Source organism: Kineosporia rhizophila (assembly GCF_021277265.1).
Taxonomy (GTDB): Bacteria; Actinomycetota; Actinomycetes; order Actinomycetales; family Kineosporiaceae; genus Kineosporia; species Kineosporia rhizophila.
Map to the genome: position 1 here is coordinate 1 of NZ_JAJSOH010000021.1, position 15280 is coordinate 15280.

General features: G+C 71.1%; 12 protein-coding genes and 1 pseudogene. 6 read left to right on the forward strand and 7 right to left on the reverse strand.

The genetic code is table 11. From position 1 onward, the window contains the following. From LWF15_RS25080 to LWF15_RS25090, 3 genes and pseudogenes are all read left to right on the forward strand, one after another. A pseudogene (locus LWF15_RS25080) lies at positions 1 to 685 on the forward strand (hypothetical protein); the annotation flags it as partial. Next, the gene (locus LWF15_RS25085; RefSeq protein WP_232813383.1) at positions 682 to 1800 is read left to right on the forward strand and encodes a glycosyltransferase family 4 protein; all 1119 of its coding nucleotides are present in this window, start codon (positions 682 to 684) and stop codon (positions 1798 to 1800) included. The pseudogene LWF15_RS25080 and the gene LWF15_RS25085, both read left to right, overlap by 4 nt. Next, entirely contained in the window at positions 1797 to 2885 is a 1089-nt protein-coding gene (locus LWF15_RS25090) for a glycosyltransferase family 4 protein (RefSeq protein WP_232813384.1), read from the forward strand. The genes LWF15_RS25085 and LWF15_RS25090 overlap by 4 nt, the downstream gene beginning before the upstream one ends. Here LWF15_RS25090 and LWF15_RS25095 read toward each other — a convergent pair. Continuing rightward, on the reverse strand, positions 2852 to 5548 hold the full coding sequence (locus LWF15_RS25095) for a BTAD domain-containing putative transcriptional regulator (protein ID WP_232813385.1): 2697 nt from the start codon (positions 5546 to 5548) through the stop codon (positions 2852 to 2854). The genes LWF15_RS25090 and LWF15_RS25095 overlap by 34 nt on opposite strands. Positions 5549 to 5644: 96 nt before the next feature. Here LWF15_RS25095 and LWF15_RS25100 point away from each other — a divergent pair, with 96 nt between their 5' ends. Next, positions 5645 to 6316, forward strand: a complete 672-nt coding sequence (locus LWF15_RS25100) for a hemerythrin domain-containing protein (RefSeq protein WP_232813386.1) — start codon at positions 5645 to 5647, stop codon at positions 6314 to 6316. 7 nt (positions 6317 to 6323) lie between these two features. Here LWF15_RS25100 and LWF15_RS25105 read toward each other — a convergent pair whose 3' ends face one another. Continuing rightward, entirely contained in the window at positions 6324 to 7382 is a 1059-nt protein-coding gene (locus LWF15_RS25105; protein ID WP_232813387.1) for an ADP-ribosylglycohydrolase family protein, read from the reverse strand. Positions 7383 to 7411: 29 nt separating this feature from the next. Continuing rightward, the gene (locus LWF15_RS25110) at positions 7412 to 8080 is read right to left on the reverse strand and encodes a FadR/GntR family transcriptional regulator (RefSeq protein ID WP_232813388.1); all 669 of its coding nucleotides are present in this window, start codon (positions 8078 to 8080) and stop codon (positions 7412 to 7414) included. 127 nt (positions 8081 to 8207) lie between these two features. Between LWF15_RS25110 and LWF15_RS25115 the strand changes: the two genes are divergently transcribed. Together LWF15_RS25115 and LWF15_RS25120 are read left to right on the forward strand one after the other, a co-directional pair. Further along, positions 8208 to 9296: a winged helix DNA-binding domain-containing protein gene (locus LWF15_RS25115; protein WP_232813389.1), complete on the forward strand. Its 1089-nt coding sequence runs from the start codon at positions 8208 to 8210 to the stop codon at positions 9294 to 9296. 43 nt (positions 9297 to 9339) lie between these two features. After that, complete coding sequence (locus LWF15_RS25120) at positions 9340 to 9765, forward strand: hypothetical protein (RefSeq protein ID WP_232813390.1); 426 nt, start codon at positions 9340 to 9342, stop codon at positions 9763 to 9765. 12 nt (positions 9766 to 9777) lie between these two features. Here the strand turns inward: LWF15_RS25120 and glnII are convergent, their stop codons facing one another. The 4 genes from glnII to LWF15_RS25140 form a co-directional block, all read right to left on the reverse strand. Next, a complete protein-coding gene (gene glnII, locus LWF15_RS25125; RefSeq protein ID WP_232813391.1) occupies positions 9778 to 10788 on the reverse strand; it encodes a glutamine synthetase GlnII in 1011 nt (336 codons plus the stop codon). Between the two features lie 157 nt (positions 10789 to 10945). Then, positions 10946 to 12175 carry a cation:proton antiporter gene (locus LWF15_RS25130; protein ID WP_232813392.1) on the reverse strand — a complete coding sequence of 410 codons (1230 nt, stop codon included), beginning with the start codon at positions 12173 to 12175 and terminating at the stop codon, positions 10946 to 10948. Continuing rightward, entirely contained in the window at positions 12162 to 14588 is a 2427-nt protein-coding gene (gene secD / locus LWF15_RS25135) for a protein translocase subunit SecD (protein ID WP_232813393.1), read from the reverse strand. The genes LWF15_RS25130 and secD overlap by 14 nt, the downstream gene beginning before the upstream one ends. Positions 14589 to 14753: 165 nt before the next feature. Then, positions 14754 to 15236, reverse strand: coding sequence for a hypothetical protein (locus tag LWF15_RS25140; protein ID WP_232813394.1), 483 nt, complete (start codon positions 15234 to 15236; stop codon positions 14754 to 14756). Between the last annotated feature and the right edge of the window lie 44 nt (positions 15237 to 15280).

Here is a 15280-nt window from a genome sequence, read left to right on the forward strand (position 1 = left end):
CGTGGTGTTGGTGGCGGTGCTGCCGATCGCGTCCCCGGCCGCCGCCGGCTACCAGGCCGCCATGATCGTCGCCCGCATACCGCTGTACCTCGCTACAGCGGTGGCCATGGTGGCCCTACCGCTGGCGGTCCGGGCCGCGGCGGGCGAGGCGGCCCGGCAGTACCGGGATGCGCTACGGCTGTATGCAGTGATCGCGGTGCCGTTCGCGGTGATGCTGTCCACTGCTCCGGAAGAGCTGGTGTACCTGGTTCTTCCGTCCCAGTTCGCGGACATCACCGCGATCCTCCCCTACGCCGCGGCCTCCGGCCTGATGCTCGGAGCGGTCGAGCTGATCACCACCTTCTACCAGGGCCGCGGTCTGTACCGGCCCGGCCTGGTCCGTCAGCTGCTGGCCGCCACGCTCTCGGTCGCCGCGGTTCTGGTGGGTTTCCGGATCGGCGGCATCGTCGGGCTCTCGGCCGGTGCCCTCGCCGGAACCGCAGCTACAGCCGGGCTTCTGCTGGCCGACTCCGGAAAGCGTTGGCCCGGCGCGGTGCATCTGCCCCTGGCCGGCCTCGGCCTGAGTCTCGTGCTGGCCGCCGGGCTGGTGCTGGCCGCCGGTAACCCGATCGCCTGGATCGGCGGCTGCCTGGCCACCTCGGTCTGGGTGGCCCGCCAGGTGCTGGTGCTGCGGGCGGCGCCGTGAGAATCCTGCACCTCGGGTTCGAGGACCACCGCCGCCCCGGCAGCGGCGGCGGGTCGCTGCGCAACGCCGAGATCAACCGCCGGCTCGCCGAACGGCATCGGATCACCGTGCTGGTGGCCAACTATCGCGGCGCCCGGCGGCGGGTCGAGGACGGGGTGGAGTACATCCCGGTCGGCCTCCCCCTCGGCTACTTCCCGAGCCTGATCAGCTACTTCCTCCTGGTTCCGCTGGTCGCCCGGGGCTGCCCGGCCGACCTGGTGGTGGAGGAGTTCGCCGCCCCGATGTCCTCGGTGCTGACCCCGCTCTGGACCCGGCGGCCGACCCTGGCCGTGGTGCAGTGGATGAACAGCTGGGAAAAGTCCCGGCAGTACCACCTGCCGTTCTTCCTGTTCGAGATGCTCGGGGTGCGGCTGCACCGCAGGTTCGTCACGGTCTCCGAGGACATGCGCGACCGGATCCGGGCGGCCAGCCCCAGGTCCGTGGTGGACGTCGTCCCGAACGGCGTGGCCGTCCCCGAACTGGCCCCGGGCCTGCGGCGAGGCCGCGACATCGTCTACCTGGGCCGGCTCGAGATCGCCCAGAAGGGCCTGGACCTGTTGCTGGTCGCCTTCGCGCGGATCGCGCTCCGGATCGACGGCAACCTGGTCATCGCCGGCGACGGGCCGGACCGCCGGGCCCTCGAGAAGCAGGCCGCCGGGCTGGGGATCGGCCACCGGGTGCGGTTCGCGGGGCGGGTCGGGGGCGCGGCCAAGTTCGAGCTGCTGGCCCGGGCCCGGGTCACGGTGATGCCCTCGCGCTTCGAGACTTTCGGGATCGTCGCGGTAGAGGCCCTGTCGGTGGGCACCCCGGTGGTCGCGTTCGACATTCCCTGCCTGCGCGCGGTGGTGCCACCGGACTGCGGGCGGCTGGTTCCCCCGTTCGACTCCGGGCGACTGGCCGAGGCGGTACTGGACCTGTACGACGACGAGCCGCGCCGCGCCCGGATGGGCGCGCAGGGAAGAGAATTCGTGCGGCAGTTCGACTGGGACCAGATCGCGGCTCAGCAGGAACAGACCTACGAGGACGTGGTCCGCGAGGGGCGGGCCGCGCGGCCGGAGCCAGGGAGGGCACGATGAAGAGCCGCCGGGTGATCATCTCGATCTACGACGACGAGGAGAACCCGTACTACGCGGGCGGTGGTCCGGCCGTGGTCCGCCGGGTCGCCTCCGCCCTGGCCCAGGACTACGACGTGGTGGTGCTCACTGCGGGGCGGCGCCTGGCCCGCCGCGAGGCCGGTGCCGTCACCTACGTGTACCTGCCGGTGCTGCTCGCCGGGGCCCGGGGCAGCCAGCTGTTGTGGGCCCTGGTTCTGCCCTTCGTCGCCCTCTTCGCCTCGTACGCGCTGTGGCTGGAGAGTTTCACCCCGCCGTTCTCCTCCAACCTGGTGCCCCTGTTCACCCGCCGCCCGGTGATCGGCGTGGCCCAGTCACTGTCCGGCCGGGTGATGGCGGCCCGGTACCGGGTGAACTTCCCGCTCCGGCTGGAACGGCTGCTGCTGCGCCGCTACCGGGATGTCGTGGTGCTCAACGAGTACGATGCCGAAGTGGTGCGGCGCTGCTCTCCCCGGACCGACGTGCACGTGATCACCAACTGGGTGGAGATGCCGACCACCGCGGTCACCGACGCCAAGGACGGCGAGTACGCGGTGTTCCTGGGCCGGATCGACATCCGGCTGAAGGGCCTGGACCTGCTGCTGGACGCCTACCGCAAGCACCCCGAGGACCTGCTGCCGCTGGTCATCGCGGGCGCCGGGCCGAAACCGCAGGAGCAGTCGCTGGCCCGGCTGATCGAGACGTGCGGCGCACCGGTGCGCTGGGTCGGCAAGGTCGACGACCTGGGCCGGACCGGGCTGCTGGACCGGGCGGCCCTGGTGGTGGTGCCGTCGCGGGAAGAAAGCTTCAGCCTGGCCGCGCTGGAGGCCCTGAGCCACGGCCGGCCGGTGGTGCACTTCGACCTGCCTCAGCTGTCCTGGATGCCGCCCGGCGCCCACCTGAGCGTGCCCAGCTTCGACGTGGGCGCACTCGCCGGGGCGATCGCCGACTACTCGCGCGACCCGGTGCGTCGATCCGCGGCCGGCCACTGCGCCCACGATTTCGCCGAGAACTTCAACCAGCGCAACCGCAGCCGCTACCTCTCGCTGGTCAGAGCCCGGCTGTCCTGACCCGGCAGCATCCCCACCAGCTCGTCCTCCGCCAGCTCACCGGCCCGACGACGGGCCGACGCCAGCAGTTCCGGCTCCAGCGCCTCGATCTCAGCGCGGATGGCCGCGGTGGTGATCGGGTCGGAGTTGTCCAGCCGGATCCCCCGCTGCTGCGCCCGCTGGTAGGCCGCGGTGTGCAGGGTGGCTGCCTCCAGCGGATGCCCGAGGTGCAGCAGGGCCCGCGCGCCGTACACCAGGCAGGCCAGAACCTCGGCTGCGTCGTCCTCCTCGCGGAACAGTTCGATCGCCCGGTGCAGCGGCGCCAGGGCACCGCGCGGGTCGTCGTTCAGCATCGAGCGCGCCAGCGTCAGATTGCCCAGCCCTCCGGCCCAGCCGTAGGCGTTCTGCTGCGCCTCGGCGATCGCGGCCCGCAGCACCCGCTGCCCCTCGGCCAGCGATCCCAGCCCGACCAGGGCTGAGCCGAGCACGATCTGGGGCACCGTGCCGAACCAGGCCCGGCCGATCTGTTCGGCCAGTTCGATCGAGGCCCGGGCACTGTCGGCGGCCCGCTGGAACTCGCCGCGGTAGGTCCAGAACATGCCCTCGTAGTACTGCAGCTGGGCCAGCAGCCGTCGTTCGTCGTCGTCCGTAGGTCGACCGAGCTCAGCCATGGCCCGCTGCACCAGCTCCCAGCCGGTGTCGATGTCTCCCCCGATCCAGTACAGCGTGCCCCAGGCCGAGAATGCGCGAGCGCGGTCGACCGGGGCGGCCTCAGGGGCGCCGTCCAACGCCTGCTCGAGCAGACGCACCCCTTCGGCGACATGGCCCGCCCGGAGCCAGAACCACTCCAGGAGGCCGGCGGTGCGCAGGGCGTGGATCGGGGCGGCGGCCAGGTCGTGCACCAAACCCGCGCGGATATTTGGCAGTTCGCGGTTGAGCACGCGGATGGATCGGGCCGACCGTTTCCCCCTGAGGTCGGGAACGGTCCGGGCGACGAGATCACGGCTCCACGCGGCGTGCGCGGCGCGACTACCGGCCTGGTCTGGATCACGGTCTCGGCAGTAGGCCCGGATGATCTCCAGCATGCGATAACGCGCAGGGGTAAGCGTGGTGTCGGCGCTGACCACCGAACGCGAGACCATCGACGAGAGCGCGTCCAGGTCGCAGCCCAGGGCCTCGGCCGCTTCCAGGGTGAACCCGCCCTCGAAAGGCCACAGCCGCAGCAGAATCTGGCGCTCCCCCGGCGGCAGCAGGTTCACACTCCAGGCCACGGTGGCCTCCAGCGTGGAGTGGGGGTTGAGCGCGTTGCGGGGAACTGGGCCGAGAGCAGGGAAGCGCGATCCGAGCAGCCCCGTCAGATCGGCCAGACTGAGCACCCGGGCCCGTGCGGCGGCCAGCTCCAGTGCCAAGGGGATGCCGTCGAGAGCCTCCGCCAGCCGGGCCAGCTCGCGGCTGTCTGACTCGTCCGGCCGCCAGCCCGGCCGTACGGCGGCGATGCGGTCGCTGAGCAGCACCACCGCATCGGTCTGGGGCAGCGGATCAACGGGCAGCAGGCGTTCGCCGTCTACCCCCAGTGCCTCGCGGCTCGTAGCCAGGATGCGTAGTTCCGGGTTGTCAGCGAGCAGGGTGACCGCCAGATCCGCCACCGCGCTGGTCAGGTGTTCGCAGTTGTCCAGGATGAGCAGCCCACGCAGGCCGGTGAAACGCCCCGGCGTTTCCGCCATACCCAGGGCCTGAGCTATTACGGAGGGCAGATCGAGCGGCGAGTGAACGTCGGCAAGCCGGGCCAGGGGCACTGTTCCGGCCCACTCCAGGGCCAGCCGGGTCTTACCCGCGCCTCCCGGGCCCACAAGCGTCATCAATCGGGTCTCTGCCATTGCTTCTGAGAGCAGGCGTTTTTCGTTCTCCCTGCCGACGAAGTGAGTCAAAGGACGCTGGAGCGCCGGAAGGCGAGCACCGGCGTCCAAAAGCAGTGAGGGGTCTTGGGCGAGCAGGCGCCGCTCGAGGTTCTGCAGTTCCGGGCCGGGGTCTACGCCCAGGTCATCGGCCAGCAGTGCGCGCACCTGCCGCAGCGCCGAGAAAGCTTCCGCCTGGCGGGCACTGCGATACAGCCCCAGGATGAGCAGCTCCCAGCCACGTTCGCGGTAGGGCTCGTCGCGTACGGCCGTACGGAGCTCGGCTACCGCGGCGGGAGCATCGCCCACAGCGAGCAGTGCCGCTGCTTGGTCTTCCAGTGCGGCGGCGTGCTGTTCGATCAATTGATGACGTTCCTGGTCGCCGAACGCCTCCAGGTCGGGATACGGACGTCCCCGCCAGAGTTTCAGAGCACCACGGAAGTCGCGCAGTGCATCAGCTGGCCGCTGGGCTGCGCGAGCCTGGGCGACAAGGGCTTCGAAATTGAGGACGTCCGACTGGGCGATGAGCGCGTAACCGCCGGGTCCGCGGGTGAGGGCTTGGGCGCCCAGCAGCTTGCGCAGCCGGGATACGTAGGCCTGCAGCGATGCGGCGGGATTGGCGGGCGGGGAGTCGCCCCAGATGGCCTCGGCCAGTTGTTCCTCGGTGAGCGCACCGCCCCGGGCCGTGACCAGCGCCTGCACCAGCCGGCGCGGCTGCGGTCCTCCGACCTCGACCCGGGTGCTGCCCAGTACCACTTCCAACGGTCCAAGGACCCGGCAGATCAGCACGACCGGAGAGCATAGGGCCAGTGCCGCAGACAGCCCGCAAGCGGCTGCAAGGGGTCTGCAAGAGGTCGGCAAGGACGCCCGGGCAACCTGGCCGGCATGACGACAAGCACGCAAACCCCGGTGGACACCTGGGAAATGGTGTTCGCCCACCGGATCTACCGCCGCGAGTTCCGGATCCTGCCCGGCATCATCCGGGCCGTGGCCGACGGCGACCGGGCCCGCTCCGAACTGGTCGGCGCCCACCTGCACCGCATCGCCCAGGCCCTGCACCACCACCACGAGGCCGAGGACGACCTGCTCTGGCCGATCATGCTGCAGCGGGTGATCAGCCCGGACGCCGAGATCGTGCTGCGGATGGAGTCGCAGCACGAGCGCCTCGAGGGCCTGCTGAAGCGGGTCGACGAACTGAACACCGACTGGCGGGCGACGGCCGCGGCGCAGGTGCGCGACGACCTCGCGGACGTTCTGGCCCAGGCCTCCTCCGCGCTCGACGAGCACCTCAGCGACGAGGAGCGCGACCTGCTGCCGCTGGTGCCGGGCAACGTCTCCCACGAGGAGTGGGACGCCCTGAACACCCGGGCCCGCAACGGGATGGCCGCGAAGAACCCGAAGACCGCCCTGGTGCTGTTCGGCTTCGCCATCGAGGACGCCACCCCGTTGGAGAAGCAGCGCATCATGGCCGACCTGCCGGCGCCGCTGCGGCTGGTGTGGCGCCTGCTCGGCCGGCGGATGTTCGTGAAGGCCCGCGACGAACTGCGTCACGGGTAGGACCGGTTCACCAGCCGGGGTAGCGCTCGTTCCAGCGGGGATCGTGCGGCGCAGCCTTGGCCGAGCCGCCCGGGTTGGCGGTGAGCTGGCGAACCAGGTCGCGGGCCAGCGTGTCCAGCACCCAGACCAGCTCGTGCCGCGCCAGCACCCCGGCGGGCCAGATCTCCACGCCGTGCAGCGACCCGATCACGGCGCCGGTCATCGCCGACACCCCGTGGGCTTCCGGGGCCGTGGCCGCGAACCGCATCGCTTGGTAGATGCCTTCTCGCCCAGGGAAACTCGTTGCCGCGTACACGCCACCCATCAGTACCGAGGCCGCGCTGTCGTTGGACGCCAGGCTGTACAGCACGTCCCGCTCCCCCGGGCGGGTGCTGGCTGCCCACAACGCTGTGCGCAGCCCGGCGGCCAGCTCCTCGTCCAGCCCGGGGAGGGCCTCGGTGATCACGGCGGGCAGATCTTCCCGCCCGGTACGCGCGGCCAGCACGTTGTTGAGAAGCCGTGCCCCCGCCGCGGCCGTGCTCCAGGCCCGGGGATGGCCGTGGGTGAGCGCCGCGCACTCCGTCGCCATCAGGACGTCGGACCAGTGCGCCTGCCCCGACAGCGCTGCGAAGGGCAGCCCCCGCACCAGGGCCTGCCAGTCCATGCTGCCGGTGGTGGGCGCATCCCGGGTGCCCGGCCCGGTGTCCTGGATCGCGGTGACCGTGGCCTCGGCCGCTCCCCTGCGCTCACGCAACGTGGGCACCGTGACCAGCCAGCCGTCGAGCTCGGCCGCGTCTTCCGGCAGCAGCCCCTGCAGCTGACCCCACCGGCAGTAGGCGGCCCACACCACCGAAGGCGGATGGCAGCTGCCCTGCTGCAGCGAGCGCACCGCCGCCCGGACGACGCCCTCCACCGTGAAGGCGGCCAGCTGGGTGGCCGGCCCGGCCTGGATCAGGCCGGAGGGTTCGGAGGGTTCCGAGAGTTCGGTGGGCTGGAAGGCCAGGCTCTCGCCCAGCGCGAGGCCGAGCAGGCATCCGCGGACCCGGCTCTCCCAGACCAGCGGATGTGGATCCAGGGCGTTGGTCACCGGCCGATCTTCTCGCAGAAGCGCCCTGATCAGCGCATCCAGTCGATGACCGAGTCGCTCAGGCCGGGCCGCTCCTGCTCGACCAGCCGGATCAGATCGGCCAGGTGCTCCCGCATCCGGAGCTCGGCCCGGGCCGGGTCACCCGCGCCGATCGTCTCGGCGAGGTCCCGCTGGGCCCGCGTGACCTCGGCCGACTGCAGGAGATCGCCCACCTGCGCCTGGCAGATCTCGTTCAGGGCGACGGTGAACAGACCCAGCACCTCGTTGCCGGCCAGCTCCGCTACCGACGCATGGAACTCGCGAGCCGAACCGGCCAGCGCAAGCAGGCCCATCGCGTCTTCAGATGTGCACCGTTGGGCCGCCGCGGCGGCCGAGATCGGCTCGAGCACCAGCCGGGCCTGCAGGGTCTCGCCCAGCGTGAGCCCGCGGGCCTGCAGGAACAGCGTGAGGGCGCGGGCGAAGTCGGCGGTGGAGGCCTCCCGCACCACCGGCCCCCCACCCGGCCCGGGCCGGATCGCGATCAGCCCGCTGACCTCGAGAATGCGTAGCGCCTCGCGCAGCGTGCCCCGGCCTACCTGGTACTCGGCCAGCATCTGCGCCTCGCCGGGCAGCCGGGTACCCGGCGCCAGACCTTCCTCGGTGATCCGGGTGACCAGGGCGCGCGCCAGCCCGTCACCGACCTTGCCCGCGTGGGACATGCCGCGGATCGTAGGCGAGCAAGCGTTACGGGCACCTGAAGTCCAGCTCCGGAATCCGGGCCCGGCTCTTGACGTGACCTCGGGAATCAGGAGCGTTCTCTTCCTGATGCCGCACTAGCGTCGCGGCATGTCCTCACCGATCAGCACCCGCAGCCTGGGCCGCGCCACGCTCGCCCGCCAGCACCTGCTGGAGCCGGCCCGGATGAGCGCGCTGGAGATGATCGAGCACCTGGTCGGCCTGCAGTCACAGGAACCGCTGAGCGCCTACGGAGGCCTGTGGACGCGTCTGGTGGACTTCCGGCCCAGTGAACTGTCCGACCTGATCGAGTCCCGTCAGGTGGTCCGGATCCTGGCCATGCGGGGCACCGTGCACCTGCTCAGCGCCGCCGACTGCCTGGGCCTGCGGCCCCTGATGCAGCCGGTGCTCGACCGGATCTACCGGCAGACCCGGGTGCGCCGGGCGATCGGCGACCTCGACGGCCTGACCCGCCGGGCCCAGGACCTGCTGCGCGCGGGCCCGATCGCGGCCACCGACCTGTCCCGGGCGTTGCTGGCGCACTACCCCGACGCCGATCTCGAGGTGGTGGGGATGGCCACCCGCGGCTCGCTCGCGCTGGTGCAGGTGCCGCCCCGCGCCCTGTGGGGCCGCAGTGGGCGCACCACCTACGTCCCGGCCGCCGACTGGCTGGGAAAACCTCTGCAGGCCGCCGACATCCGCGACGTGATCCGCCGCTACCTGGCCGCCTACGGTCCCGCCACCGTGGCCGACGTGCAGGCCTGGTGCAAGCTCACGAAGCTGCGCGAGATCACCGACACCATGCCCGGGCTGCTGCGCCTGAAGGGTGAGAACGGCGCCGACCTGCTCGACCTGCCGGACGCTCCCCGCCCGGCGCAGGACGTCATCGCGCCGGTGCGGATGCTGCCCGACTTCGACAACGTGCTGCTCTCGCACGCCGACCGGTCCCGCTTCATGAGTCCCGACGACCAGCGGCGGCTGTCCACCCGGATCGTCGTGGTGCCCAGCATCTTCCTGGTCGACGGCACGGTCGGCGGCTGGTGGCACCTGGACCGTAAACGCCACCTGGTCACCGTCACCCCGTTCCGCCGGTTCTCCGCGCGACAGCGGCAACAGGTGCTGGAGGAGGCCGTCCGCGCCGGGAATCTCTACCTCGAGCACACCCGGCTCGACGTCCGGGAAGCCGATCTGTCTACTTGAGCAGCACTTGCGGTCCAAGTAGACCAGGCGCATGATCGCCACTATGACCACGATCACACTGACCTTCGACCCGGACGACCCGGCCGAGGTGGAGAAGGCCCGGGCTGTGCTCGACCGTCTGGTCCCCCAGCCCGAGGCCCCCGACCCGGAGGTGGTCCGGCAGAAGGTGATCGCCCTGCTGCGGGGCTACGGCGAGAAGCGCACCGAGTACATCCGGCACGTCGCCCAGGCCTCGCCGGGGGCCGCCGAGTACGACGACCTGGTGGCCATCGTCGGCTCGCCCAAGGCGGTCGGCGGCACCCACTCGGCGATCGAGCGGGCCTGGCGGGCCAAGAACATGCCCGGCCCGTTCATCGCCACCGACGACCTGGGCGGCGCCCGCATGGATCAGCCCCTGGCCGACATCGTGCTCTCGGTGCTGCACGACGTCATCGACGAGCCGGATCCGCTGCGGGCGGCCACCCAGTGAGTTGCCGGGACCTCAGCTGTCCTCGCCGGCCAGCGCGGCGCAGCAGGTGGTGATCAGCATCCGCGAGACCACGTACGGGTCGACGTTGGCGTTCGGACGGCGGTCCTCCAGCCAGCCCTTCTTGGCCTTCTCCACGGCCCACGGGATGCGGATCGAGGCCGAGCGGTCCGAGGCGCCCCAGCTGAAGGTCTGGTAGCTGGCGGTCTCGTGCGCGCCGGTCAGGCGGTCCTCGATGCCGGCGCCGTAGGCGGCGACGTGCTCGGCGGCCTTCTTGCCGAGCGCCTCGCAGGCGGTCACGATCGCGTCGTAGCTCTCCATCGTGGCGGCGGTGGAGAAGTTGGTGTGCGCCCCGGCGCCGTTCCAGTCACCCTTCACCGGCTTGGCGTCGAACGAGACCTCGACGTCGTAGTCCTCGGCGATCCGGGCCAGCAGCCAGCGGGCCACCCAGATGTGGTCGCCGATGAGCGGGGCGGGGAGCACGCCGATCTGGAACTCCCACTGGCCCATCATCACCTCGGCGTTGGTGCCCTCGATGGCCAGACCGGCCTTCAGGCACGCATCGGTGTGCTTCTCCACGATCTCGCGGCCGACCATCTTGCCGCCGCCGACACCGCAGTAGTACGGGCCCTGCGGGGCCGGGTAGCCCACCGCCGGCCAGCCCAGCGGGCGGCCGTCCTGCATGAACGTGTACTCCTGCTCGATGCCGAACATCGGGCTCTGGTCGGCGTACTTCTCGGCCGCGGCGACGTTGGCGGCGCGGGTGTTCGTGGGGTGCGGGGTGAAGTCGGTCAGCTCGACCTCGCAGAGCACCAGCACGTCGTTCTCGCCGCGCAGCGGGTCGGGGCAGGTGAACACCGGGCGCAGCACGCAGTCGGAGTTCTCACCCGGCGCCTGGTTGGTGCTGGAGCCGTCGAAGCCCCAGATCTCCGGCTCGGTGCCGTCGGCGACGATCCGGGTCTTGCTGCGCATCAGCGGCGTCGGCGCGGTGCCGTCGATCCAGATGTACTCGGCGCGGTATGGCATGGGGTTCTCGCTCCTCGAGGACGAAGACCGGCCACCAGGTTCCGCACCTGGTGGCCGGTCGTACAACCGTTCCTGCCAGTACCTTCTGCCGAAGATGCTGCGCAACGGTTGCCGGAGCGTGAAGAACTGATTTCCCCGGTTTCCGGGATGTTTCAGATCAGCTGGAGGCCATGTCCGACACTTCCCGTGCACCGGAGTCCGCCCGCTCCGGCAGCCACCGTCCGATCGCCTTCTCCAGCCCCCGGGCGAACAGGTCCGAGCGGCTCACCGCCAGCGGGCCGAGGATGGCCAGGATCAGCACGTAGCCGGCCACGAACGAAGTGATCCGCCCGTCCAGCCCGGCGGCGGCCGCCATCGAGGCCAGGATCAGCGCGAACTCACCGCGGGCGAGCACGGTCAGCGACACGAAACTGGCTCTCTCCGGGCCGAATCCGTAGATCCGCGAGGAGAGCGTCCCGGCCAGCAGGTTGCCGAACACGGTGACCAGCACGGCCAGCAGGATCGGCACCCAGACGTCGGCCACGTCGCCCGGGTCGATGGTCAGCCCGAAGGTGAAGAAGAACAGTGCGGCGAACGCGTCGCGCAGCGGGTGCACCAGCTTCTGGATGCGTACCCCGGCCTTCCCCGAGCCCAGGATCAGGCCGATCATGAACGCCCCGATCGCGTCGGAGACCCCGAGCCTCTCGGCCACCCCGGCGCTGAGCACCGCCAGACCCACGAAGGTGACGATCAGCAGCTCGTCGTCGCGGGTCTCGACCAGCCGGCCGACCAGGCCGGCGCCCCAGCGGGCGATCGCGGTGAGGGTGATCAGGAAGGCGAACGCGATGCCGAACTTCTGCGCGGCCTCGGCGAACCCGCTGGCGTCGCTCAGCACCGGCTGGAGCAGGGCCAGGTAGAGCGCCAGGAACACGTCCTCGACCACGATGATGCCGAGCACCAGCTTGCTCTCCGGCCGGCCCAGGCGGCCGGTCTCGACCAGCACCTTGGTCACGATCGCGGAGCTGGAGATGCCGATCACGCCGGCCAGGACGAACGCCTCCCGGCCGCCCCAGCCCAGCAGGTACCCGAAGCCCAGGCCGAGACCGACGTTGATCAGCAGGTAGAGCCCTCCGGCGGCGAGCAGTTTGCGCCCGCCGCCGAGCAGGTCGTCGAGGTGGAACTCCAGGCCCAGGTAGAACAGCAGCAGGATCAGGCCGAGCGAACTCAGCAGGGCGAACTCGGTGGGGTCCTCGACCAGGGCCAGGCCGGGGGTGTTGGGGCCGAGCAGGAGCCCGGCCAGCATGAACAGCGGAATGGTGGGCAGGCCGACCCGCCGCCCCAGCCGGGCGGCCAGCCCGGCGGCCAGAAAGGCGCCGCCGAGCGCCATCAGGATCTCAGCGTGGTGCACTGCTGTCCTCCGACCCCTGCCCGGAGGGAATGTGGGCGTAGGGGTCGACCGAGTCGCGCCGCACCGGCCGGCGCTCGGGGCGGGGGCCGGCGCCGGGGCGCTCCGGTTCGTCCTCGGCGCGGTCCGGGACCGACTCGTCCGGCCAGAACCGCTCCATCAGGATGGCCAGCGGCGAGGCGGTGAAGACGCTGGAGAGCGTGCCCACGACCAGACCGATCAGCAGGGCCAGGGCGAAGTCGGTGAGCGAGTCCCCGCCCAGCAGGGTCAGCGCGGCGAGGATGAACATCGCCCCGAGGCCGGTGTTGATCGTGCGCGGGACCGTCTGCAGGATGGCCCGGTTCACCACCGTGCCGAACTTCGCCTCCGGGTGCTCCCGGCGCATCTCCCGCACCCGGTCGAACACCACCACGGTGTCGTTGACGCTCAGGCCGATCACGGTCAGCGCCGCCGCCAGGAACACGCCGTCGATCGGCTTGCCCAGCCAGGCGAACACCCCGACCACCGCCAGCACGTCGTGGAACATGGTCACGGCGGCCGCGATCCCGAAGGTCCAGCGGAATCGCACCGCCAGATAGAGCATCTGGGCCAGGATCGCCGCGGCCAGCGCGATCAGCGCCTTGGTCCGCAGCTCGTCGCCCAGGCTCGGGCCGATCAGCTCGTCGGTCTCCTTGCTGACCTCTCCGCCGATCTCACCGAGGGCCTGCTCGATCGCCAGCGCCTCGTCGTTGCTCAGTTCCTCGGTGCGCACGCTGATGCTCTCGGCCGCCCCGCCGGTGGGCGAAGAGGTCTGCACCACGGCCCGCGGGAAACCGGCCTCGCTGACCGCCTCCCGGGCCTGGTCGGCCGAGATGGCCTGCGAGGTGCTGAAGGTCAGCAACCGGCCGCCGGTGAACTCGACGCCCAGGTTGAGCCCGCGCACCAGGATGCCGGCCACCGAGACCACCACGATGGCGGCCGACACGGCCAGCCACAGGCGTCCTCTGCTCATCAGGTCCGGGCCGCTCTCGCTGAGCCAGCGCCGCAGCCGGCCGTTCCCGGCCAGACCGCTCAGGGCGGGACGGTTGCGCACGAAGCTGCGCCGGACCGCCCACTCGCTGAGCACCCGGGCGACGATCAGGGCCGAGACCATCGAGGCGATCACACCGATCGACAGCGTCACCCCGAAGCCCCGCACCGGCCCGGTGGCCAGGAAGAACAGCAGGGCGGCGGCCAGCAGGGTGGTGACGTTGGTGTCGATGATCGCGGTCCAGGCCTTGTCGAACCCGATCTTCAGGGCCCCCGGCAGGGTGCCCTTGTTGCGGCGGCGCTCCGGCGCGACCGCGCCGAACTCTTCCCGGGCCCGCTCGAACACCAGCACGTTGGCGTCGATCGCCATACCGATGGCCAGCACGAAACCGGCCAGGCCGGGCAGGGTCAGGGTGGCTCCGAGAGCCACCAGGAAGGCGTAGGCGATCAGGGTGTAGCCGGCCAGGGCGACCGTGGCCAGGAAGCCGACCAGGCGGTAGACCAGGGTGATGAACAGGCCGGTGAGGACCAGGCCGATGATCGCGGCCTGGATCGAGGCGTCGATCGCGTCGGCGCCGAGCGTCGGGCCGACGGTGCGCTGCTCGATCACCTCGACCGGCAGCGGCAGCGCCCCGCCCTTGATCAGGACGGCCAGGTCCTGGGCCTGCTGGGGGCTGAACTGGCCGGTGATCTCGGTGCTGTTGCCGGACATCCCGACACCGCAGCCGATCGAGGGGTCGACCTGCGGAGAGGAGATGACCTCGTCGTCCAGGACGATCGCGATCCGGCGCTGCGGGTCACCGGGGGTGGCGCAGGCCGCGTCGGCGGTGAGCTGACGCCAGGTCTCGCCCCCGGCGTCGCGGAAGTCGATGGTGACGAACCAGGCACCGCCGCGGGCCGGATCGGTGGTGCCGGCCGCGTCGCTGACGCCCTCGCCGGTCATCACCGACGCCCCGATCACCAGCGGCTGGCCGTCCTCGTCGACGAGCCGTTGCTGACCCTCGGCGAGCTTCTCCTCCTCCGGTTCCTCTCCCTCCGCCGCCACCGGTGGCGGGTCGGCCGAAACCACCGGGTGGAAGGTCAGCTGGGCGGTCCGTCCGATCACCTCGGCCGCCTCCCGCGGGTCCTGGACCCCGGGGAGCTCGATGATGATCCGGTTCTCACCGGAACGGGTGACGGTCGGATCGGTCACGCCCAGGGCGTCGATCCGGTTGCGCAGTACTCCCAGGGCGCGGTCGGTGGACTCGGCGTTCGCCTCCACCACGTCGGTGCTCTGGGTCTGCAGAACGATCTGGGTACCACCGCGCAGATCGAGCCCCAGTCGGGGGGACATCGTCAACGCCACGTAGAGCGATGCGGCAACGACGACCAAGGCGGCCAGCGCGCGCACCACGGGAACAGCTTTCATGGCTCCTCCGGGCAAAAGGGATGGGGGGAGCAACGCGACGGCTCAGAAAGGCTTCTTCAAACTGTGGACGTCGGCGCTGGGCAGCGTTCGCGGATGCGCCGAACGCTGCAGGCCGGGTTTGAGAAGAACGAACCGCTTTCGCGGATGCTCCGGGAAGAACGAGACCTAGATGTCGTACCCGGACGCCGGAGGCGCGCGGCCCCGGTGCGAGACGCTGACCGTGGTCGCAACGACCTCGGCATAGGCGTCGACGGGCAGGTCAGCCAGGTCTACGAAGAACTGTCGGCCCGGGGGCAGAACGGCGACGGGGAGGTCGGGAGAGCCACCGGGACAGTGGTTCTCGGCGCTCTGACCGAACCCGGCTACGGGGATCCGACGTTCGGCCGAATGCGCAGACGTGCGGTGCAAGGCCGGGGAAGCCGTAGATGTAGGACGCTGGTGGGCACCGGGGCGGGCCTGGTTCGGCGAGGCCGACGGGCCGGGTTGCGGCTGACCGGACCGGGCAGCGAACTGCAGCACCTCGGTACCGCGGCGCAGCGCCAGGCTGCTCACGCCCAGCAGGCTGCCGAGCAGGCTCAGGACGACGGCGACAAACGTGATCAGTGCGGCGGCGGAGGCCGCCGGGCGCAGGCTGATACGTCGCGTCATCGCGGTCACTCTACCTGTGACTCAGCCGTGAACCCTCGCTCTGC

What these genes read in the sequence shown, in the direction of transcription:
- LWF15_RS25090 (WP_232813384.1), top strand. Translation starts at nt 1,797, where the DNA reads ATGAAGAGCCGCCGGGTGATCATCTCGATCTACGACGACGAGGAGAAC.
- LWF15_RS25100 (WP_232813386.1), top strand. Translation starts at nt 5,645, where the DNA reads ATGACGACAAGCACGCAAACCCCGGTGGACACCTGGGAAATGGTGTTC.
- LWF15_RS25110 (WP_232813388.1), bottom strand. Translation starts at nt 8,080, where the DNA reads ATGTCCCACGCGGGCAAGGTCGGTGACGGGCTGGCGCGCGCCCTGGTC.
- LWF15_RS25115 (WP_232813389.1), top strand. Translation starts at nt 8,208, where the DNA reads ATGTCCTCACCGATCAGCACCCGCAGCCTGGGCCGCGCCACGCTCGCC.
- LWF15_RS25120 (WP_232813390.1), top strand. Translation starts at nt 9,340, where the DNA reads ATGACCACGATCACACTGACCTTCGACCCGGACGACCCGGCCGAGGTG.
- glnII (WP_232813391.1), bottom strand. Translation starts at nt 10,788, where the DNA reads ATGCCATACCGCGCCGAGTACATCTGGATCGACGGCACCGCGCCGACG.
- secD (WP_232813393.1), bottom strand. Translation starts at nt 14,588, where the DNA reads ATGAAAGCTGTTCCCGTGGTGCGCGCGCTGGCCGCCTTGGTCGTCGTT.
- LWF15_RS25140 (WP_232813394.1), bottom strand. Translation starts at nt 15,236, where the DNA reads ATGACGCGACGTATCAGCCTGCGCCCGGCGGCCTCCGCCGCCGCACTG.